Consider the following 18,817-nt stretch of genomic DNA (forward strand, 5'->3'; position numbering starts at 1 on the left):
TCGACGGCCTTGCCCGCGCCTTCCACCTCGGCCCCGAAAATATCGAGGCGCGCATGAACTACGCCTTTGCACTCGCCAACGGCGGCGAGTTCGACCGGGCGATCAACCTCGCCCGGATCGTCGCGTTCGATCCGCATGATGGCGGCGGCGGCGAAGCGCTGCTCGACCAGCTCGAGGCGATGCGCGACCGCGACGCAGAAAAACCCACCGGTGCAGAGAAGAGCGACGACGCGGCGGCCGACTGACCCCGATCAATAATCGGGTTCGGCGCCGCCCAGCACCTGCGCGGCCTGTCCCGTGAGCCACGCCATCGCGGCGGCCCATGGCTGATGGCCATGGCTGATCCGCGCGACGCCGAGGCCCGCCAGTTCCGCATGCGTCGGGCCGCCCTTGCCGCGCAGGATATTGACCGGCAGCGGCGACGCGGCGCAGATCGCGCCGATGCATTTCGGGTCGAGCAGGAAGGGCACGAAGAGCGAGCCCGCCCCCGCATCGGCATAGGCGTCCGCCCGTTCGAGCGTCGCGGCGACAAGCGCGTCGCCATCCTTGGCGATATCGGCGCCCCGGAACGTGTCGCAGCGCGCGTTGACGAAGAGGCCGGTGTCGGCGGCGGCGCGGTAGCGCGCGGCGGCCTCGGCGATCGGCAGCAGCGCGGTCTCGCCGGGCAGGCGGTCCTCCATATTGATCCCCGCCGCACCCGCGTCGCGCGCGCGCCCGACCGAGACGCCGACCGCCGCCGGGTCGGCGCCATAGCCCGATTCCATGTCGATCGTGACCGGCAGGTCGGTGACCGACAGGATGCGCGCCAGATTCTCGAACACGTCGCCGAGCGGGAAATCTTCCCCATCGGCACGGCCCTGCGCGCCCGCGACGCCATAGCTGCCCGTCGCGATCGCCTTCGCGCCGGCTGCGGCGACCGCCTTGGCACTGCCGGCATCCCAGATGTTGACGAGGATCAGCGGGTTGCCGGGGACGTGCAGCGCCTTGAAGGCGGCGACTTTGTCGGACATCAGAAACTCTCCCTTTTGAGCAATTCTTCCTTGATCGGCAGGCCATAGGCATAGCTGCCGAGCGTGCCGTCGCTGCGTACCACACGGTGGCACGGAATCAGCACCGCGACATTATTGGCGCCATTGGCGCTGCCCGCCGCGCGCACCGCCTTGGGCTTGCCGACCGCCGCCGCGATATCGGCATAGCTGCGCGTTTCGCCCGCCGGGATCTTGCGCAGTTCGCGCCACACCGCCTCCTGGAAAGCGGTGCCCTTCACGTCGAGCGGGATATGGTCGAACCCGTTCACCGGCGCCTCGACCGCCGCGACGACCTGTTTCAGCAGCGCCGCGAAATCGTCGCCGCCTTCGATCAGTTCCGCCGCCGGAAACCGCTCCTCGAGCGCCTCGCGCCCCTCGGCGAAGCTCAGTCGGCACACACCTTTTGTCGTTGCGGCGACGAGCATGTCGCCGAGGCTGGTCGGCACCACCGCCCAGTGGATCGTCGCGCCCCTGCCGCCGTTCACCCACGCCGAGGCTGTCATGCCCATGCGGCCCTCCATATTGTCATAGAAGCGCGACGGCCCCGAAAAACCCGCGTCGTAGATCGCGTCGGTGACCCGCCCGCCCTCGCTGAGCGCCCGGCGCGCGCGCTCGTCGCGCAGCGCGCGGGCATAAGCGGCGGGCGACAGGCCAGTGTGGCGGGTGAAGACGCGCTGGAAATGCGTCGGCGAATAGCCGGTGCGCGCCGCAAGGTCGGCGAGCGCGAGCGGCTCCTCGCTGCCCTTGATCGCCGCAATCGCCTTGATCACCGCGCCCTCGTCGCGCGCGACATCGTCGGGCAGGCAGCGTTTGCACGGACGGAGGCCCGTGGCGCGCGCCGCCGCACCGTCGGCGAAAAAGCGGACATTTTCGCGCAACGGATGGCGCGCGGCGCAGCTCGGGCGACAATAGATGCCGGTGGTGAGCACCCCGGTGATGAAGCGGCCGTCATAGGCCTTGTCGCGGCGCAGCGCCGCCTCCCAGCGCTCATCGTCGGTCATGGTGGTGAGGTCCATGGCTCAATCCCTCTTCACGCGCGCGGCAAAACAGCCATGCGCGGCGTTGTGCGCGTCGATATAGGCAATCGCGTCATCGGCGAACAGGTCGCGGATCGCACCATCGGCCTCGCCCGGTCCCGCCAGCCGGGCGTCGCGCAGCATGTTCGCGGCGTCGAAGCCGCGCAGCGCGATCGGGCGACCGTCGAACACCGGCGGCACCGCGTCGACATAGGTCGCGGCCTCGACACCCCGGCGCACATAAATGGCATAGGCGCTGCGGTAGGGCGTCTCGACGTCGTGGCTCACGTGGTGGAGCAGGATCAGCTCTTCTCCGGCGCGTGCATCCTCAAGGCTGATACGGCACGGGAAACCCCGATCGGCGGCAGCGACGACGCGGCGCGCACCCCGCGCGGCGAGTTCGGTATCGTCGAGCGCGAACAACGGGTCAAAATTTTCCGGGGCGAGCCCGGTTATCGCATAGGTCATAAAAGCGTCCTTTCGTGGCGTCGACGACCCTATGCCAGCGCGCCGCGCCGCCGGCGTCCCGATGCTTGCGTTCAAAGTTCCGGCGCCTCGATGTGTATTACTGTATTATAACATTGACTCACCATGGAGAATGCCCCAGTCTCGCCGGCAAATTGGGGAGCCGGCACCATGGCGACGATCGAAGCAGCACCCATCGCACCGCGCGCGCGGCCGGCCGACTGGCTCGGACGCGCCGCGACCTTCTGTTACCTGGCGATCGCCGCCGGACAGTTGCTGTTCGTCCTGTTCATCCTGCTCTATTATTACCCCTCGACCCTGACCGGCAATTTCGCGCGCTGGAACGACAAGCCGCTGATCATCGGCTTCGTCGAGGGCGATACGAGCGGCAACCTGTTCTTCGCGGTCCATGTGCTGATGGCGGCGGTCATCACCTTCGGCGGGCTGGTCCAGCTCGTTCCCGCGATCCGTTCCCGCTGGCCCGCGCTGCATCGCTGGAACGGACGGCTCTATCTGGTCAGCGCGCTGACCCTGGCGCTCGGCGGGCTGTGGATGACCTGGGGGCGCGGCACCTGGCTGACGATCACCGGCGGGGCCGGCATCACGCTCGACGCGCTGCTCATCCTCGGCTTTGCTGCGATGGCGTGGCGCAGCGCCCGCGCGCGGCGCTTCGTCGAGCACCGCCGCTGGGCGATCCGGCTGTTCGCGGTCGCCAGCGCGGTCTGGTTCATGCGCGTCGGCTATATGGTGTGGGGCCTCGCGACCGGCGGCGCCGGGATCGGCAAGGCGATGGACGGGCCGTTCGACATCTTCCTCGCCTTCGCCAATTCGCTGCTGCCGCTCGCCGTCGCCGAACTTTACCTGCGCGCGGGCGCGCATGGAACGCCGCGGGCCCGGGGCGGCGTCGCGGCGCTGCTGACGGTCAGCGGCGTCGCCATCCTGGCCGGTAGCGCCGGGGCATGGATGGTGATGTGGGGGCCCTATATCTAGCCATAGGCGGGCGCGACCCGGCTTGCCTTCGCGCCGCGAGCAGCTAGGCTCCGCGCCATGACCCGCCTCCTCGCGCTGCTGCTCGCCCTTCTCACCATCACCCATCCGGCGCGCGCCGCCGACGATATCAGCGCGGTGTCGCGCAGCGTCGTGCGCGTCGTCACCGTCGCCATGGTCGACGGCGAGGTCGTCGGTTTCGGCCATGGCAGCGGCATCGCCATCTCCCCCACCCGCATCGTCACCAACGCGCATGTCGTCGAATCGGCGGCGCGCTATCCCGACAATGTGGCGCTCGGCGTCGTCCCGTCGGAGGGGCAGAAAAGCTATGCCGCCAAGCTGATCGCGATCGACACCAAGCGCGACCTCGCGCTGATCGAGATCACCGAGGGGCGTGTTCCCGCCGCCGCCATTTATTCGGGGCCGTTCGAGGCGGGCGGCGATGTCGTCGCGCTGGGCTATCCGGGCAATGTCGACCTCGCGACCGCGCGCAGCGCCGCCGATTATATCACCCCGCGCACCCCGGTGCGCAGCGAAGGCAATCTGTCGAACACGCAAGCGCTCGATGGCGTCGCGATGCTCGTCCACACCGCCAAGATTTCGCGCGGCAATTCGGGCGGGCCGCTGGTGGACAATTGCGGCCGCATCGTCGGCATCAACAGCGCGATCACCCGCGCCGACGACGGCGATTCCTCCTTTGCCTTCGCGATCGCCAATCGCGAGCTGACGCGTTTCCTGACCGATGCGAGCCAGAGTTTCAGCAGCATCGGCACCCCCTGCATGACGCTGGCCGAAGCCGACGCGCGCGACCGCGCCGCGCTCGACGCCGATGCGCGGGCGAAAGCCGCCGCCAATGCCGCGAAGGACGAAGCGGCGGCGCTCGACCGCGAATTGCGCGAAACCCGCGCGAGCGAAGCGGCGCAGGCCTCGCGCGAAAATCGCATCGCGCTGGCCGGCGTGTTGTTCGTGATCGGCGCGCTGGCGGCGGGCGCCGGGCTGTTGTTCCACAGCCAGAAGAATCCGCGCAACGCCAAGATCGCGGGCGGCGCGGGGGCGGTGCTGATGCTCGCCGCCGCGATCCTGTTCGTCACCCGGCCCAGCGCGCATGCCGACCTGCCCGCCGATCCCACAACCGCCGCGGCGAACGCCGACCTGCCGCCCGCGCTCGCGACGGGCAACCTGCTCTGCACGATCCGCCCCGACCGCAGCCGCATCACCGTGTCCGAAACCCCCGACGTCCCCGTCGCGATCGGCAAGGACGGCTGCATCAACGGCCGCACCCAATATGCACAAGGCAGCGATGGACGCTGGCAGCGCATCCTGGTCCCCAATGAGGAAGCGACGGTGACGATCGCGTCGATCGACGGCGCGGGGCAGGAATATCGCGTCGACCGCTATCTGCTCGACGCCGAGACGATGACCAAGGCGCGCGAAGTGCGGGCGGGCGTCGCGATCAAGGGATGCAGCGTCGATCCCGAACAGGTGGCGGCGCTCGCGACCCAGCAGGATGCGATTCGCGCCGTCCTGCCGCCGACCCCGAACGAGCGGCTGGTCTATGCGTGCCAGAAGCTCGCCAAGGGCGCGGTGATCAATCCGGCGCCCTGAGCCGCAGCCTGTCCACCCAGCGCCCCAATATCGCCTGCGCCGGATCGGTATAGGCAAGCTCGTGCCCCGCCCCCGCAACGACGGCCACCGTCGCATCGGGACGCGCCGCACGCAGCCGCGCCAGATTGTCGGGCCTGACCAGCGTGTCGGCGTCGCCGTGCATCAGAAAGACCGGGGCCTTCACGCGCGGCAGCTTCACCGCATTGTCGAAACGGTCGCGGACGAGCCCGCGGGGGATCAGCGGAACCTGGCTGCGCACCACCGCCGGCAGGTCCGAAAAGCCCGAGACGAGGACCAGCGCCGCGACGTCGTGGCGCAGCGCCATTTCGGTCGCAGGTCCCGAGCCGATCGAATTGCCGACAACCACGATATCGCGCGGCGCCGCACCCGCATCGGCGAGCCAGCGCATCGCCGCCTCGCCGTCGCGATAGAGCCCATCCTCGCCCGGCGACCCGGGATTCCCGCCATAGCCGCGATATTCGGCGAGCATCAGCCCGGCGCCCGCCGCCGCCGGCCCGCGCGTCGCCTGAACCGCGCCCGCCAGATTGTCGCCATTGCCGTGGAAGAAGAGGATCGTCTTCGCCCCCGGCGCGGCGGGGCGGTAAAAGGCCGAGAAGCGGAGGCCGTCATCGGTCCGGGTGTGGACGAGGCGGAAGCCCTGCGGCGGTGTGGCGGGATATCGGGCCGGCGCGGGAAAGAGGATGCGCCGCTGCTGCGTGTAGAGGATCGCGGTCACCACGATCGCAAAGACGAGGAGGGCCGTCAGCCCGCCGGTCGCCAGCTTCCCGAAACTCATCCCCCGCACGCCTTGAACAGCATCAGCGTGCGTTCGCGCGCCTGCTCGCTCGACGGTTCGTGATAATCCTTGCGGCGGTCGCTGTTGAAGCCGTGGTTGGCGTCATAGACGAAGATCTGCGCGGTCGGATGGTCCTTCGCGATCAGCGCCTCGACCCCCTCCATCGGAATGCCCGCGTCGAAGCGGCCGAAATGCGCGATGGTGGCGCAGGCGGGCGCCTGATCGGCGAACTGCGTCGGGACGAGGCTGCCGTAATAGGCGCTGGCGGCGGCGAGGTCGGGGCTGATCTGCGCCATCCGCCAGGCGACCGAGCCGCCGTAGCAAAAACCGGTGATGAAGACGGGACCCTTGCCCTTGAGCGCGTCGATGCAGGTCTGCGCGTCCTTGAGGCTCTGCTCGAACGGATGCAGCTCGCGCGCCAGTTGCACCGCGCGTTCATATTGCGGCCCCGAATAGTCGCTTTCGAACCCCGGATGCTCACGGTCGAACAGCGCGGGGGCGAGCACCTCATAACCATCGGCGGCATATTCGTCGCACAGGTCGCGGATATGGTCCGTGACCCCGAAGATTTCCTGGATGAGGACGAGGCCGCCGCGACGCTCGCCCTCCGGCTGGACATGATAGACGGCGATCTCGGCGCCATCGTCCATCGTCATCCGGATCATCTCGCCCATCATTGTCTCCCATGTTAGTCGTGCGGCGGGTTTATGGGAGGAGGAACAGAATGCAAGCGAACCGTGGCGTTCTCGCTATCCTGCCGGTGACCTTGCTTTTGCTCGCCGCGTGCGACAGCACCGCGCCACATCAAACCAGCGCCACCGATAAATTCGCCCGGATCGAGAAGCTCGCCTTTCAATCCTGCATGTGCAAGCTGGCGGGACGCGACAGCGGCGGAGCCGATCGGGCACTCAAGTCAGCAACGGATTCACTCGAAACTGCGGAAGGCCCTGACACCCCTGCCCTGCCAGTTCATGTCTCTCGAACATGCTATCCGAAATTTGGTCCTGACGCCTGCCTTGCGGATTTCTGGGTGCATGAACCCTATGGCGACGGTGCGGTCTGTTCCTATGGACAAACCGACGACCTGATTGCCGCCGCCGAAGACGCGCACCGCGCCTACCCCCGCAACTACGAGCAAGCCGATGCGGTCGTAAGAAAAAGGTTCGAAGCCATGCGCGCCGAGGCCGCTGCAAAGATTCCGCAATCGGCCTGCAACTAGCCCCCACCCCCGCCTTGCATTGCAACAAAATCGTTGCTAGGCGCGCCGCGACTTCGCTGCGGGGGATATTCACCGATATCCGCCAAATCCCGCGCGACCCATCCCCCACGGGATAGCAACAAAGGACTTTCACGCGTGGAGAATTCCGGCGGCATTCAAGGCAACATCACGGCGGGCCTCGCAGGTCGTTATGCCGTCGCTTTGTTCGATCTGGCCCGCGAATCGAACGCGATCGACGCGGTCGCGGGAAGTCTCGCCGACCTGCGCGCGGGCCTCGCCGAATCGGCGGACCTGTCGGCGCTGATCGCGAGCCCGGTCGTCGGTCGCACCGATGCGGCGAACGCGATCGAGGCGGTCGCCAAGGCGATGAAGCTCGATTCGCTGACCGCAAAATTCCTCGGCGTGCTCGCCGAGAATCGCCGCTTGGCCGACCTGCCCAAGATGATCGACGCCTTTGACGCGATCGTCGCCGACCATCGCGGCGAAGTGACCGCCAAGGTCACCAGCGCGCACCCGCTTTCCGCCGCGCAGCTTTCGGAGCTGACCGCGAACCTCAAAACCCGTGTCGGCCGCGATGTCGCCGTCGCCACGACCGTCGATCCCGCCATCCTCGGCGGCCTCGTCGTCCAGCTGGGCAGCCAGCTGATCGACGGCAGCATCCGTACCCGTCTCAATAGCTTCGCACAGGCGATGAAAGGCTAAACCATGGAAATCCGCGCCGCTGAAATCAGCAAGGTCATCAAGGACCAGATCGCCAATTTCGGCACCGACGCAACGGTCAGCGAGATCGGCTCGGTTCTCTCGGTCGGCGACGGCATCGCCCGCGTCCACGGCCTCGACAACGTCCAGGCCGGTGAAATGGTCGAATTCGCCAATGGCGTGCAGGGCATGGCGCTCAACCTCGAAGCCGACAATGTCGGCATCGTGATCTTCGGGTCGGACTCGGAGATCAAGGAAGGCGACACCGTCAAGCGCACCGGCACGATCGTCGACGTCCCCGTCGGCAAGGGCCTGCTCGGCCGCGTCGTCGACGGCCTCGGCAACCCGATCGATGGCAAGGGCCCGATCAAGGCCGACAAGCGCATGCGCGTCGAGGTCAAGGCGCCGGGCATCATCCCGCGCACCTCGGTGCACGAACCCGTCCAGACCGGCCTCAAGGCGCTCGACGCGCTCGTCCCCGTCGGCCGCGGCCAGCGCGAACTGATCATCGGCGACCGCCAGACCGGCAAGACCGCCGTCGCGATCGACACCTTCATCAACCAGAAGCAGGCCAACGCCGGCGACGATGAGTCGAAGAAGCTGTACTGCATCTATGTCGCGGTCGGCCAGAAGCGCTCGACCGTCGCGCAGATCGTCCGCCAGCTCGAAGAAAATGGCGCGATGGAATATTCGATCGTCGTCGCCGCGACCGCGTCGGAGCCCGCTCCGCTGCAGTTCCTCGCGCCCTACACCGGCTGCACGATGGGCGAATATTTCCGCGACAACGGCATGCACGCCGTGATCGTCTATGACGATCTGTCGAAGCAGGCCGTCGCTTATCGCCAGATGTCGCTGCTGCTGCGCCGCCCGCCGGGCCGCGAAGCCTATCCGGGCGACGTTTTCTATCTGCACAGCCGCCTGCTCGAGCGCGCCGCGAAGATGAACAGCGACAATGGCTCGGGTTCGCTGACCGCGCTGCCGATCATCGAAACCCAGGCGGGCGACGTGTCGGCGTACATTCCGACCAACGTGATTTCGATCACCGACGGCCAGATCTTCCTCGAAACCGGCCTGTTCAACGCCGGCATCCGCCCGGCGATCAACGTCGGCCTGTCGGTGAGCCGCGTCGGCTCGGCCGCGCAGACCAAGGCGATGAAGAAGGTGTCGGGCTCGATCAAGCTCGAGCTGGCGCAGTACCGCGAAATGGAAGCCTTTGCGCAGTTCGGTTCAGACCTCGATGCGTCGACGCAGAAGCTGCTCAACCGCGGTGCGCGCCTGACCCAGCTGCTCAAGCAGCCGCAGTTTCAGCCGATGCCGTTCGAAGAGCAGACCGCGTCGATCTTCGCCGGCACCAACGGCTATCTCGACCAGGTCGCGACCACCGATGTGTCGCGCTACGAAGCCGCGATGCTCGCTTACCTGCGCAGCGACCACGCCGATGTGCTGAAGACGATCCGCGACACCAAGGATCTTGGCGATGACGCCAAGAAGGGCCTCGTTGCCGCGCTCGACGCCTTCGGCAAGATTTTCGCCTAACCGATTTGGGTTGGCCCGGCGCAAGCCGGGCTGACGAACCAGAGGGGCCGTAATGGCATCGCTTAAGGAACTCAAAGGGCGGATCAACTCGGTCAAATCGACCCAGAAGATCACCAAGGCCAAGAAAATGGTCGCGGCCGCCAAGCTGCGCAAGGCGCAGGCGGCTGCCGAAGCCGCGCGCCCCTATGCGACGCGGCTCGAAGGCGTCGTCGCCAGCCTGGCGTCGAAGGTCGGCGCATCGGATTCGGCGCCGAAGCTGCTTGCCGGCACCGGCAAGAGCGACACGCATCTGCTGGTCGTGCTGAACAGCGACCGCGGCCTCGCGGGCGCGTTCAACTCGAACATCGTCCGCGCGGCGCGCGACAAGGCGCTCGAGCTGCAGGCACAGGGCAAGAAGGTCCTCTTCTACCTCGTCGGCCGCAAGGGTCGTCCGGTCATCGCGCGCCTGTTCGCGGGCCAGATCACCGAGCAATATGAGACGACCGGCATCCGCGATATCGGTTTCGACCAGGCGAGCGAAATCTCGGCAAAGGTCATGGAACTGTACGAGGCCGGCGCGTTCGACGTCGCGCATCTCTTCTATTCGAAGTTCCGCTCGGCGCTGCTTCAGGAAGCGACCGGCCAGCAACTGATCCCGGTTCCGGCGCCCGTCGACGTTCCCGCATCGAGCGGTGCGGCGGTCGAATATGAACCCGACGAGGAAGCGATCCTCGCCGATCTGTTGCCGCGCAACATCACGATCCAGATCTTCAAGGGCCTGCTCGAAAACGCCGCGTCCGAACAGGGCGCGTCGATGACCGCTATGGACAATGCGACGCGCAACGCGGGCGACCTGATCAACAAGCTGACCATCATCTACAACCGCACGCGTCAGGCGGCGATCACCACCGAGCTGATCGAAATCATCGCGGGCGCCGAGGCGCTCTGACGATGACGGCGGGCGCCCCCAGCTGGTTTGCCAAAGTCGGCCCGTGGACAGCTTTGCTGTGCGCGGGACTGCTTGTCATGGCGCTGGCGGGGATCGTCCAGATCATGTTCGTTCGGCAGGCCGCCGCCTATATGACGCAAATGGGTGGCTATGAGCTTCCCGGCACATCGACCTATGTCGGTATTTCGATCGCGTCGATCATCGTCCGCATGGCGCTTCTGCTGCTCTGCGTCGGCCTGCTCGCCTCGCAGTTCCAGCGCAGCAGCGTTCATTTCGTGATCGGCGCGCTCTGGTTCATCTATCCGGTCCTCGCGACGCTGTCGGCAGCGCTGGCCCGGGCGGCGATCGATCTTGACGGGACGAGCATGGCGCCGCCGCTGGTCTATCTGGACCTCGCCTTCAACATCGCGGTGACGGCCTATCTGCTTTTTTCGCGCCGCGTCGCCGAACTCTATAATATCGACACCCGCACCCGCATCCCCGCAACCCTCCGGAAACTCTGGGCCCAGGCACGCGGACGTCCCATTCCCGAAGAAATCGAGGCGTCGCGCCTCCACGAAACGTTCAAATAAGGAAGATTGAACATGGCAACCGCTCCCGCCCCTGAAAAGAAGGCTCCGGCCAAAAAGGCCGCCGCGCCCAAGAAGGCAGCCGCTCCGAAGGCCGCCGCGACCGCCGGCGCCGCCACGGGCCGCGTCGCCCAGGTCATCGGCGCCGTCGTCGACGTCCAGTTCACCGGCACCCTGCCCGCCATTCTGAGCGCGCTCGAAACCGACAACAATGGCAACCGCCTCGTCCTCGAAGTCGCGCAGCATCTGGGTGAGAATACGGTTCGCACCATCGCGATGGACGCGACCGACGGCCTGACCCGCGGCCAGCCCGTCGTCGACACCGGCGCGCAGATCTCGGTTCCCGTCGGCCCGCAGACGCTCGGCCGCATCCTCAACGTCATCGGCGAGCCGATCGACGAGCGCGGCCCGGTGGGCACCGACCTGCGCGCGCCGATCCACGCCAAGGCTCCCGAGTTCGTCGACCAGTCGACCGAATCGAGCATCCTGGTCACCGGCATCAAGGTCATCGACCTGATCGCGCCTTACGCCAAGGGCGGCAAGATCGGCCTGTTCGGCGGCGCCGGCGTCGGCAAGACGGTGCTGATCCAGGAACTGATCAACAATATCGCCAAGGGCCATGGCGGCACCTCGGTGTTCGCGGGCGTCGGTGAACGCACCCGCGAAGGCAACGATCTCTATCACGAATTCCTCGACGCCGGCGTTATCGCCAAGGACGCCGACGGCAACCCGACCCCCGAGGGTTCGAAGGTGGCGCTGGTGTTCGGCCAGATGAACGAGCCCCCGGGCGCCCGCGCCCGCGTCGCGCTGTCGGGCCTGACGATCGCCGAATATTTCCGCGACCAGGAAGGCCAGGACGTGCTCTTCTTCGTCGACAACATCTTCCGCTTCACGCAGGCGGGTTCGGAAGTGTCGGCGCTGCTCGGCCGTATTCCCTCGGCCGTGGGTTACCAGCCGACGCTGTCGACCGACATGGGCGCGCTGCAGGAACGCATCACCTCGACCAACAAGGGGTCGATCACCTCGGTGCAGGCCATTTACGTTCCTGCGGACGATTTGACCGACCCTGCGCCGGCAACCTCGTTCGCTCACTTGGACGCGACGACGACGCTGAACCGCGCGATTTCGGAACTTGGCATCTATCCGGCGGTCGATCCGCTCGATTCGACCAGCCGCGTGCTGACCGCGTCGATCGTCGGGCAGGAGCATTATGAAACGGCTCGCCGCGTTCAGGAAACGCTGCAGAAGTACAAGTCGCTGCAGGACATCATCGCGATTCTCGGCATGGACGAGCTGTCGGAAGAAGATAAGCTGGTCGTCGCCCGCGCGCGCAAGATCCAGCGCTTCCTGTCGCAGCCCTTCCACGTCGCCGAAGTCTTCACCAACATCCCCGGCAAGTTCGTGGCGATCGAAGACACGGTGAAGTCGTTCAAGGCGGTGGTCGATGGCGAATATGACCATCTGCCCGAAGCGGCCTTCTACATGGTCGGCGGCATCGACGAAGCGGTCGCCAAGGCCGCGAAGCTCGCCGAAGACGCGTAAGCCGGTCCCCCTCCCGCTTGCGGGAGGGGCTAGGGGAGGGCCTGTCGGGGGACGGGTCTTCGCCGCAACACGCCCTCCCCCGACCCCTCCCGCAAGCGGGAGGGGAGTTAAGAGATAGCCCATGGCTCTGAAGTTCGAACTCGTAACCCCCGCCCGCCTCGAGCGGACCGCCGATGTCTATATGGTCACCGTACCGGGCAGCGAAGGCGATTTTTCGGTGCTCGAAGGCCATGCGCCCTTCATGGCGACGCTGCGCAACGGCCCGCTGACCATCTATGCGAGCGCCGGCGCGACGCCCGAGACGATCGAGGTCGAAGGCGGTTTTGCCGAGGTCAATGAGGCCGGCCTGACCGTCCTCGCCGAGCATGTCACCGCCGGCTGATCGCGCCGCGAAATAACCGGCATCAACGACGCCCGCATCCCCCCGGATGCGGGCGTTGCTGCGTCCGGGTGCTCCCCATGCCGCGCGGGCATTAGGAGAATGTCAAAGTTTCCACTCTATTCACCCTGTCGATTGGGGGTTCGTCCGCTTCGGCTGCGACACATCCCAGGATATGATTCGGAAGCAGGACAAAACCATGAGTGCATTCGGACGCCGACCCGGTACCGCAGGACGCCCCGCCTTTGGCGTGGCGAAGCCGATGCAGGGTGGTGCCGGCTCCGGCGGCGGCCAGTTCCCCGCGATCGACGCCGCACCGCTTCCCGATCCGTCGGGCGCCCCGGTTCCCGAGCTGGAGGCGATGGAGCGGTTGAACCAGCGGTCGTCGGCCGAGAATATGGAGCCCGAAAAGGCGCAAGGTTTTGAAGCCAGCGTCCACAAGATCAAGGAACAGGTGCTGCCGCGCCTGCTCGAACGCGTCGATCCCGAGGCTGCGGCGACGCTGTCGAAGGACGAGCTGACCGAGGAATTTCGCCCGATCATCCTCGAAGTGCTCGCCGAACTGCGGATCACCTTGAACCGCCGCGAACAATTTGCGCTCGAAAAGGTGCTCGTCGACGAACTGCTCGGCTTCGGCCCGCTCGAAGAGCTGCTGGCCGACCCCGACATTTCGGACATCATGGTCAACGGGCCGTACCAAACCTATATCGAACGCAAGGGCCAGCTGGTCATCGCGCCGATCCAGTTCCGCGACGAACAGCATCTGTTCCAGATCGCGCAGCGCATCTGCAACCTGGTCGGCCGCCGCGTCGACCAGACCACGCCGCTCGCCGACGCCCGCCTCAAGGACGGCAGCCGCGTCAACGTGATCGTTCCGCCGCTCAGCTTGCGCGGCACCGCGATCTCGATTCGTAAATTCTCGGCCAAGCCGATCACGCTCGACATGCTGTGCCAATGGGGCGCGATGAGTCAGAAGATGTGCACCGCGCTGAAGATCGCGGGCGCCAGCCGCTTCAACATCGTCATCTCGGGCGGCACGGGTTCGGGCAAGACGACGATGCTCAACGCCCTGTCGAAGATGATCGACCCCGGCGAGCGTGTGCTGACGATCGAAGACGCCGCCGAACTTCGCCTGCAGCAGCCGCACTGGCTGCCGCTGGAAACGCGCCCTGCGAACCTCGAGGGCAATGGCGCGATCCATATGGGCGACCTCGTCAAGAACGCGCTGCGTATGCGTCCCGACCGCATCATCATGGGTGAGGTTCGCGGCGCCGAATGTTTCGATCTGCTCGCCGCGATGAACACCGGTCACGACGGATCGATGTGTACGCTCCACAGCAACTCGCCCCGCGAATGCCTCGGCCGTATGGAGAATATGGTGCTGATGGGCGACGTGAAGATCCCGAAGGAAGCGATTTCCAAGCAGATCGCCGATTCGGTCGATATGGTGATCCAGATCAAGCGCCTGCGCGACGGGTCGCGCCGCGTCACCAACGTCACCGAGGTGATCGGCATGGAAGGCGACGTCATCGTCACCCAGGAATTGTTCAAGTTCGAATATCTCGACGAGGACAAGGACGGCAAGATCATCGGCGAATATCGCGCGATGGGCCTCCGCCCCTACACGCTGGAAAAGGCGCGTCAGTATGGCTTCGACCAGCCCTATCTGGAAGCCTGCCTCTAAGTCGGACTCTATTGGGTGAAGTCGCCGAGCGCTTTCCCGGCGAGTTCGGGAAACACCTTGCCGACCTTGCCGATCAGATATTCGCCATAGGTGCCGCCCGCGCCATGGACATCGCCCCCGTCCCAGCGCGGCAGCAGACGCGTCGTCGCGGGGATCGGCAGCGGGTCGACCGACGCGGCGAAATCGGGATCGTAGAACAGCGGCCACGACAATCGCTCGCGCCCCGATGCGTTGATCACGCGGTGCGGCGCCGACCGGAATCGCCCGCGCGTCAGCCGTTCGAACATGTCGCCGATATTGACCACAAGCGCACGGCCGCGCGGCGGCACCGCGATCCAGCTGCCGTCGGCGGCGCGCACTTCCAGCCCGCCATGCGCATCCTGTCCGAGCAAGGTGAGCAAGCCATAATCGCTATGCTCGCCGACCCCGAGATCGTCGGCTGCGCCGCCCGGCGGATAATGGAAGATGCGGAACAACAGGGTCGGGTGCCGGGTGATCCCGGTCGCGAAATGATCGGCAGCAAGGTCCAGCGCGAGCGCCATCCCGCGCATCAATGCCTCGGCCGCCGCGACCGTCGCCGCCAGATAATCCTCCACCGCGCCGCGCAATTCGGGCAGGCCTTCGGGCCAGAGGTTGGGGCCGTGCAGCGGCCAGCCCGCCGCGACGCGTGGGTCGCCCGCCCCGAGCTCCTCACCCAGATAGAGCCCCTCCTTGCGGTCGGGCCGCCCCGAGGTGAGTTCGCCGCCGAGCGGGAACCAGCCGCGCCATGCGGTTCCGCCATGGACCATCGCAATCCGTGCCTTCTCGGCCTCGGACAGCGCGAAAAAGGCGTGGCTCGCCGCCTCCAGCCGCTCGAACAGCGCGTCGGCGATGCCATGGCCCTCGGCATAGAAGAAGCCATAGTCGGCGCTCGCCGCGCCGATGGTCGCGGCCGTGTGCTCGATCGCGGCGGCATCGTCCATCGTCAGCAGGGGACCGATGTCGATGACGGGCAGCGCGGTCAAAGCCGCATCCCCAGCCAGATCACCGCCTCGGTCGAGGCGGCGACGATCGGATCGATCAACCGCGACCAGCCGCCGCCGGTCAACCGCTGAACCGACCGGTCGTGATGCGCCTGCTCCTCCGCGACGATGGCGCGCAGCGCCGCCACCGCCGCCGGGTCGATGCCGTCCAGCACCGCGATCTGGTCGTGCATATGGCGGAGGACGACGCGCTCGATCGCCACCGTCGTCGCGGCGATCGCGCCGCGCCCGGCGATCCCCGTCGCCGCACCCAGCACGAATCCGCCGAGCCCGCACAACAGATAGCTGCGGCAGCGGCGACGATTCCGGCTTTGCAATTCGGCGGCGAAAAGCGCCCGATGGCCGCGCTCGTGCGCAAGAAATTCGTCGAGTTCGCCCGACATCTCGGGCGCGCGCCAGCGCGCAAACCAGCGCTGGGCGCGATAGATGCACACCGCGCCATGTTCGCCGGCATGATCGACCTTCATCACCCGGTCGCCCAGCGACTCGCCGGCGCCGAGCCGCGCGGTCAGCCGGGCAGCGGTCATCGCTGCTGAATCCAGAACGCCAGCGCGAACAGCGCGACGCAGGCCGACACCAGCGCGATGCCGCGCCAGGGCATGAAACCGACCTTGTCGACGTCGCGGCGGTTGTTGCGGCGCCAGCCGGCGACTTCGGCGATCGCGAACAGGATCGCCGCGCCGATGCTCACCGACAGCATGGACACTTGCATTGGCCCCATTCCCTTCGCACTATGGCCCTCCCCCCAAACCGGACCGGACGAACCGGCCCGATCCCCAGAGAGGTGCCCCGATATGCGTGATTTCCGTGCCGTTGCAAGTGCAGCGCTGATCGCCGTTGCCGCGTGCAGCGCGCCTGCACAAAATGCGACCGCGACCGAGGCCGCCGCGAAACCCGGCGATGCCATCGCCGCTGCGGTCGCCGCGCCGACGCGTACGCCCGCCAATGTCGCGCGCGACACATATCGCCATCCCGCCGAAACGCTCGCCTTTTTCGGGGTGAAGCCCGGCGACACCATCGTCGAATTATGGCCCGGCGGCGGCTGGTACAGCGAAATCCTCGCGCCGCTGAGCAAGGCCGGCGGCGGCTCGCTCTATGTCGCGGCGCCGTGGGAAAAGGGCCTCAATCGCGTCAAGACGAAGCAGGCCGAGGATGCGGCGACCTATGGCGCGCTCAAGCTCGCCGAATTTCCCAATGCCGGGACCAACCCCAAGGTCCCCGACGGCAGCGCCGACGTCGTGCTGACCTTTCGCAACGTCCATAACTGGCGCTTCGACGGCGCCGACAACACCGCCAATGCCTTCAAGCAGATTTTCGCGATGCTGAAACCCGGCGGCGTGCTCGGGGTCGAGGAACATCGCCTGCCCGAAGAGATGGATTCGGCGCTCGAGGAAAAGAGCGGCTATATGAAGCGCTCGTCGGTCGTCGCCTTTGCCGAAGCGGCGGGGTTCAAGCTCGCGGGCGAGAGCGACATCAACGCCAATCCCAAGGATACGCATGATTACCCGGGCGGCGTGTGGACGCTGCCACCGAGCCTGCGCGAAGGCGAAAAGGACCGCGACAAATATCTGGCGATCGGCGAATCGGACCGCATGACGCTGAAATTCGTGAAGCCGGCAAGCTGACGAAGCCGATCGAAACGATCGACCCTGCGCTGCTGCTCAGCGCCTATGCGCAGGGTCTGTTTCCGATGGCCGACGCGGCGGACGACCCGTCGGTGCATTGGGTCGAACCGCGGCTGCGCGCGATCCTGCCGCTCGATGGCTTCCGCCTGTCGCGCAGCCTGAAGAAGGTGATCCTCGGCGAACGCTTCCACGTCACCACCGACCGCGCCTTTGCCGATATGGTCGCGCTGTGCGCCGAGCCCGCCGCCGATCGCCCGACGACGTGGATCAACCCGGTGATCAAGGCGAGTTACGACCGGCTCTTCCGCCTGGGCCATGCGCATAGCGTCGAATGCTGGCAAAGCGGTGCGCTGGTCGGCGGGCTATATGGCGTGACGCTCGGCCGCGCCTTTTTCGGCGAATCGATGGTCAGCCGCACCCGCGACGCGTCGAAGGTCGCGCTTGCGCATCTCGTCGCGCGGCTGCGCGCCGGCGGCTGGCAACTGCTCGATTGTCAGTTCATCACCCCGCATCTAGAAACGCTGGGCGCGATCGAAATCCCGCAGGCCGATTATCTGCGCCGGCTCTATTCGGTGTTGGCGGGCGGCGCCGGAACCACCGGCGGTGCGGCCTTGGGCGCGGGGGCCGGGGCGGCGGGGCTGCCTTCGCCGCCGTTCGTCGCGGGCGACTGGGGCGCGCTCGACGCCTTGGGTGCGGCGGGCGCGGCCGACGGGCGTGCGACGGGTTCGCCACCCGGATATGTCATCGCACAGCTTTTGACGAACACGTCGTAAATCGGGTGCTGGATGATGTTGCGGTCGGGCCGCTCGCGGAAGATCCAGCCCGAAAAGATCCGCCGCCACTGATTGTCGCGCTGATCCTGCACGGTCAGCTGGATGAACGCGCCGGTTTCGGGCGGATCCTCCCACGGCGCCGTTTGTTCGCAGGCGCGCAGCCGCACGATCGCGCGACCGACCCGCGCCGATTCGCCGGGCTTCATCTCGAGATCGCGGACCAGCCCGTTGCGCTTGTTAAGCAGGCCGACCACCGCGACGCGCTCGGCCATCGGGGTCGCGCCCTCGATACCGCCGACTTCGGCGGGCACGCGTTCGGATTTGGCGATCGTCGGCACCGTGGCGCTGCCATTGCCCTTCGTCGGGGTGCGATCGCAGCCGGCCAGCGCGGTCGCGGCCAGAAGCGCGATCAGCGCGGTCGGGATCAGGCGCGGGCCCATGAAACTCACTCGGCGCCGGGGCGCCACGCCTCATAATCGCCGGTCGCCGCGGCGCGCCGGCCGCCGCGTTCGAGCGCGCCCGCCGGGCGATAGGCCTCGCCAGTCCCGGTCAGGTTCGCCGTCGCTTCCTTTTCCCACGCGCGCGGCGCGGGCAGGATGTCGGCCGGCAGTTCGTCGAAGGTGCCGTGGAGCCAGCCATGCCATTCGGGCGGCACGCGGCTCGCGTCGTTCGAGCCGTTATAGAGCACCCAGCGGCGGTTGCCCTTGCGCGCCCGATAATAGCGGTTGCCGAGGCCGTCCTCGCCGACCTTTTCGCCGGTTTTCCAGCTGTTCAGCAGCGTGCCGACGGTTGCGCCGTCCCACCAGGTGAAAATCTTGCCTAACATGCCCATGGCCGCGCGTTTACAGGCAAGCCGCGCCGTTTCGCAAGCGCGAAACCGACCCCGTCGGCCGTGGCGCATCAATAAACCGTAGCCCTGAGCCTGTCGAAGGGCGCTTCTCGGA

Annotated in this window: 22 protein-coding genes and 1 pseudogene; 13 read left to right on the plus strand and 10 right to left on the minus strand. The window is 66.9% G+C overall.

What is annotated here, in order from left to right; all coding sequences use genetic code 11:
- A partial coding sequence (locus ACREB7_RS16550) for a hypothetical protein (RefSeq protein WP_431593377.1) occupies positions 1-245 on the plus strand: 245 nt, incomplete at its 5' end.
- A 6-nt stretch (positions 246-251) separates the two neighbouring features.
- On the opposite strand, the gene ACREB7_RS16555 is transcribed toward ACREB7_RS16550, so the two are convergent.
- The 3 genes from ACREB7_RS16555 to ACREB7_RS16565 are packed head-to-tail and all read right to left on the minus strand — an operon-like array spanning position 252 to position 2,512.
- Entirely contained in the window at positions 252-1,010 is a 759-nt protein-coding gene (locus ACREB7_RS16555) for an isocitrate lyase/PEP mutase family protein (RefSeq protein WP_431593378.1), read from the minus strand.
- Entirely contained in the window at positions 1,010-2,044 is a 1,035-nt protein-coding gene (ada, locus tag ACREB7_RS16560) for a bifunctional DNA-binding transcriptional regulator/O6-methylguanine-DNA methyltransferase Ada (protein WP_431593379.1), read from the minus strand. Before ada ends, ACREB7_RS16555 begins: the two co-directional genes overlap by 1 nt.
- Positions 2,045-2,047: 3 nt before the next feature.
- Positions 2,048-2,512, minus strand: coding sequence for a DUF1203 domain-containing protein (locus tag ACREB7_RS16565; protein ID WP_431593380.1), 465 nt, complete (start codon positions 2,510-2,512; stop codon positions 2,048-2,050).
- 168 nt (positions 2,513-2,680) lie between these two features.
- Between ACREB7_RS16565 and ACREB7_RS16570 the strand changes: the two genes are divergently transcribed.
- A complete protein-coding gene (locus ACREB7_RS16570) occupies positions 2,681-3,499 on the plus strand; it encodes a DUF2306 domain-containing protein (RefSeq protein ID WP_431593381.1) in 819 nt (272 codons plus the stop codon).
- Between the two features lie 57 nt (positions 3,500-3,556).
- A complete protein-coding gene (locus ACREB7_RS16575) occupies positions 3,557-5,101 on the plus strand; it encodes a S1C family serine protease (RefSeq protein WP_431593382.1) in 1,545 nt (514 codons plus the stop codon).
- Here the strand turns inward: ACREB7_RS16575 and ACREB7_RS16580 are convergent.
- Together ACREB7_RS16580 and ACREB7_RS16585 are read right to left on the minus strand one after the other, a co-directional pair.
- Positions 5,085-5,897 carry an alpha/beta hydrolase gene (locus ACREB7_RS16580; protein ID WP_431593383.1) on the minus strand — a complete coding sequence of 271 codons (813 nt, stop codon included), beginning with the start codon at positions 5,895-5,897 and terminating at the stop codon, positions 5,085-5,087. The two genes, ACREB7_RS16575 and ACREB7_RS16580, sit on opposite strands and share 17 nt — an antisense overlap.
- Positions 5,894-6,571: a dienelactone hydrolase family protein gene (locus tag ACREB7_RS16585; RefSeq protein WP_431593384.1), complete on the minus strand. Its 678-nt coding sequence runs from the start codon at positions 6,569-6,571 to the stop codon at positions 5,894-5,896. The genes ACREB7_RS16580 and ACREB7_RS16585 overlap by 4 nt, the downstream gene beginning before the upstream one ends.
- Before the next feature lie 50 nt (positions 6,572-6,621).
- Here ACREB7_RS16585 and ACREB7_RS16590 point away from each other — a divergent pair, with 50 nt between their 5' ends.
- The 8 genes from ACREB7_RS16590 to ACREB7_RS16625 all read left to right on the plus strand — a co-directional run bounded on the left by ACREB7_RS16590 (position 6,622) and on the right by ACREB7_RS16625 (position 14,453).
- Positions 6,622-7,116: a hypothetical protein gene (locus ACREB7_RS16590; protein ID WP_431593385.1), complete on the plus strand. Its 495-nt coding sequence runs from the start codon at positions 6,622-6,624 to the stop codon at positions 7,114-7,116.
- Positions 7,117-7,251: 135 nt separating this feature from the next.
- Positions 7,252-7,818, plus strand: a complete 567-nt coding sequence (locus ACREB7_RS16595) for a F0F1 ATP synthase subunit delta (RefSeq protein WP_431593386.1) — start codon at positions 7,252-7,254, stop codon at positions 7,816-7,818.
- Between the two features lie 3 nt (positions 7,819-7,821).
- Complete coding sequence (gene atpA / locus ACREB7_RS16600) at positions 7,822-9,351, plus strand: F0F1 ATP synthase subunit alpha (protein ID WP_431593387.1); 1,530 nt, start codon at positions 7,822-7,824, stop codon at positions 9,349-9,351.
- A 52-nt stretch (positions 9,352-9,403) separates the two neighbouring features.
- Positions 9,404-10,279 carry a F0F1 ATP synthase subunit gamma gene (locus tag ACREB7_RS16605; protein ID WP_431593388.1) on the plus strand — a complete coding sequence of 292 codons (876 nt, stop codon included), beginning with the start codon at positions 9,404-9,406 and terminating at the stop codon, positions 10,277-10,279.
- Positions 10,280-10,281: 2 nt separating this feature from the next.
- Positions 10,282-10,851 (plus strand): hypothetical protein, encoded by a 570-nt coding sequence (locus ACREB7_RS16610; RefSeq protein ID WP_431593389.1) that lies wholly within the window; start codon positions 10,282-10,284, stop codon positions 10,849-10,851.
- A 12-nt stretch (positions 10,852-10,863) separates the two neighbouring features.
- Positions 10,864-12,390, plus strand: a complete 1,527-nt coding sequence (atpD, locus tag ACREB7_RS16615; protein WP_431593390.1) for a F0F1 ATP synthase subunit beta — start codon at positions 10,864-10,866, stop codon at positions 12,388-12,390.
- A 121-nt stretch (positions 12,391-12,511) separates the two neighbouring features.
- Positions 12,512-12,772 carry an ATP synthase F1 subunit epsilon gene (locus ACREB7_RS16620; protein ID WP_431593391.1) on the plus strand — a complete coding sequence of 87 codons (261 nt, stop codon included), beginning with the start codon at positions 12,512-12,514 and terminating at the stop codon, positions 12,770-12,772.
- Between the two features lie 196 nt (positions 12,773-12,968).
- Entirely contained in the window at positions 12,969-14,453 is a 1,485-nt protein-coding gene (locus tag ACREB7_RS16625; RefSeq protein ID WP_431593392.1) for a CpaF family protein, read from the plus strand.
- 8 nt (positions 14,454-14,461) lie between these two features.
- Here the strand turns inward: ACREB7_RS16625 and ACREB7_RS16630 are convergent, their stop codons facing one another.
- The 3 genes from ACREB7_RS16630 to ACREB7_RS16640 are packed head-to-tail and all read right to left on the minus strand — an operon-like array spanning position 14,462 to position 16,187.
- On the minus strand, positions 14,462-15,457 hold the full coding sequence (locus ACREB7_RS16630; protein ID WP_431593393.1) for an isopenicillin N synthase family dioxygenase: 996 nt from the start codon (positions 15,455-15,457) through the stop codon (positions 14,462-14,464).
- The gene (locus ACREB7_RS16635) at positions 15,454-16,002 is read right to left on the minus strand and encodes a demethoxyubiquinone hydroxylase family protein (protein WP_431593394.1); all 549 of its coding nucleotides are present in this window, start codon (positions 16,000-16,002) and stop codon (positions 15,454-15,456) included. The genes ACREB7_RS16630 and ACREB7_RS16635 overlap by 4 nt, the downstream gene beginning before the upstream one ends.
- Positions 15,999-16,187: a hypothetical protein gene (locus tag ACREB7_RS16640; protein WP_431593395.1), complete on the minus strand. Its 189-nt coding sequence runs from the start codon at positions 16,185-16,187 to the stop codon at positions 15,999-16,001. Before ACREB7_RS16640 ends, ACREB7_RS16635 begins: the two co-directional genes overlap by 4 nt.
- Positions 16,188-16,269: 82 nt before the next feature.
- Between ACREB7_RS16640 and ACREB7_RS16645 the strand changes: the two genes are divergently transcribed.
- Together ACREB7_RS16645 and aat are read left to right on the plus strand one after the other, a co-directional pair.
- Positions 16,270-17,100, plus strand: a complete 831-nt coding sequence (locus tag ACREB7_RS16645) for a class I SAM-dependent methyltransferase (RefSeq protein ID WP_431593396.1) — start codon at positions 16,270-16,272, stop codon at positions 17,098-17,100.
- 8 nt (positions 17,101-17,108) lie between these two features.
- Complete coding sequence (aat, locus tag ACREB7_RS16650; RefSeq protein ID WP_431593398.1) at positions 17,109-17,873, plus strand: leucyl/phenylalanyl-tRNA--protein transferase; 765 nt, start codon at positions 17,109-17,111, stop codon at positions 17,871-17,873.
- A 35-nt stretch (positions 17,874-17,908) separates the two neighbouring features.
- Here the strand turns inward: aat and ACREB7_RS16655 are convergent.
- Together ACREB7_RS16655 and ACREB7_RS16660 are read right to left on the minus strand one after the other, a co-directional pair.
- Positions 17,909-18,313: pseudogene (locus tag ACREB7_RS16655) on the minus strand (DUF2155 domain-containing protein); the annotation flags it as partial.
- 5 nt (positions 18,314-18,318) lie between these two features.
- Complete coding sequence (locus ACREB7_RS16660) at positions 18,319-18,705, minus strand: NADH:ubiquinone oxidoreductase subunit NDUFA12 (RefSeq protein ID WP_431593397.1); 387 nt, start codon at positions 18,703-18,705, stop codon at positions 18,319-18,321.
- Between the last annotated feature and the right edge of the window lie 112 nt (positions 18,706-18,817).

This window comes from Sphingopyxis sp., from assembly GCF_050725615.1.
Classification (GTDB): Bacteria; Pseudomonadota; Alphaproteobacteria; order Sphingomonadales; family Sphingomonadaceae; genus Sphingopyxis.

Excerpts from the sequence above, each read along its gene's own strand:
- ada (WP_431593379.1), bottom strand. The coding sequence starts at position 2,044 with ATGGACCTCACCACCATGACCGACGATGAGCGCTGGGAGGCGGCGCTG.
- ACREB7_RS16585 (WP_431593384.1), bottom strand. The coding sequence starts at position 6,571 with ATGGGCGAGATGATCCGGATGACGATGGACGATGGCGCCGAGATCGCC.
- ACREB7_RS16625 (WP_431593392.1), top strand. The coding sequence starts at position 12,969 with ATGAGTGCATTCGGACGCCGACCCGGTACCGCAGGACGCCCCGCCTTT.
- ACREB7_RS16570 (WP_431593381.1), top strand. The coding sequence starts at position 2,681 with ATGGCGACGATCGAAGCAGCACCCATCGCACCGCGCGCGCGGCCGGCC.
- ACREB7_RS16590 (WP_431593385.1), top strand. The coding sequence starts at position 6,622 with ATGCAAGCGAACCGTGGCGTTCTCGCTATCCTGCCGGTGACCTTGCTT.
- ACREB7_RS16610 (WP_431593389.1), top strand. The coding sequence starts at position 10,282 with ATGACGGCGGGCGCCCCCAGCTGGTTTGCCAAAGTCGGCCCGTGGACA.
- ACREB7_RS16620 (WP_431593391.1), top strand. The coding sequence starts at position 12,512 with ATGGCTCTGAAGTTCGAACTCGTAACCCCCGCCCGCCTCGAGCGGACC.
- atpA (WP_431593387.1), top strand. The coding sequence starts at position 7,822 with ATGGAAATCCGCGCCGCTGAAATCAGCAAGGTCATCAAGGACCAGATC.
- ACREB7_RS16635 (WP_431593394.1), bottom strand. The coding sequence starts at position 16,002 with ATGACCGCTGCCCGGCTGACCGCGCGGCTCGGCGCCGGCGAGTCGCTG.
- ACREB7_RS16640 (WP_431593395.1), bottom strand. The coding sequence starts at position 16,187 with ATGCAAGTGTCCATGCTGTCGGTGAGCATCGGCGCGGCGATCCTGTTC.
- ACREB7_RS16555 (WP_431593378.1), bottom strand. The coding sequence starts at position 1,010 with ATGTCCGACAAAGTCGCCGCCTTCAAGGCGCTGCACGTCCCCGGCAAC.
- ACREB7_RS16660 (WP_431593397.1), bottom strand. The coding sequence starts at position 18,705 with ATGGGCATGTTAGGCAAGATTTTCACCTGGTGGGACGGCGCAACCGTC.
- ACREB7_RS16605 (WP_431593388.1), top strand. The coding sequence starts at position 9,404 with ATGGCATCGCTTAAGGAACTCAAAGGGCGGATCAACTCGGTCAAATCG.
- ACREB7_RS16565 (WP_431593380.1), bottom strand. The coding sequence starts at position 2,512 with ATGACCTATGCGATAACCGGGCTCGCCCCGGAAAATTTTGACCCGTTG.
- ACREB7_RS16645 (WP_431593396.1), top strand. The coding sequence starts at position 16,270 with ATGCGTGATTTCCGTGCCGTTGCAAGTGCAGCGCTGATCGCCGTTGCC.
- ACREB7_RS16575 (WP_431593382.1), top strand. The coding sequence starts at position 3,557 with ATGACCCGCCTCCTCGCGCTGCTGCTCGCCCTTCTCACCATCACCCAT.
- ACREB7_RS16580 (WP_431593383.1), bottom strand. The coding sequence starts at position 5,897 with ATGAGTTTCGGGAAGCTGGCGACCGGCGGGCTGACGGCCCTCCTCGTC.
- atpD (WP_431593390.1), top strand. The coding sequence starts at position 10,864 with ATGGCAACCGCTCCCGCCCCTGAAAAGAAGGCTCCGGCCAAAAAGGCC.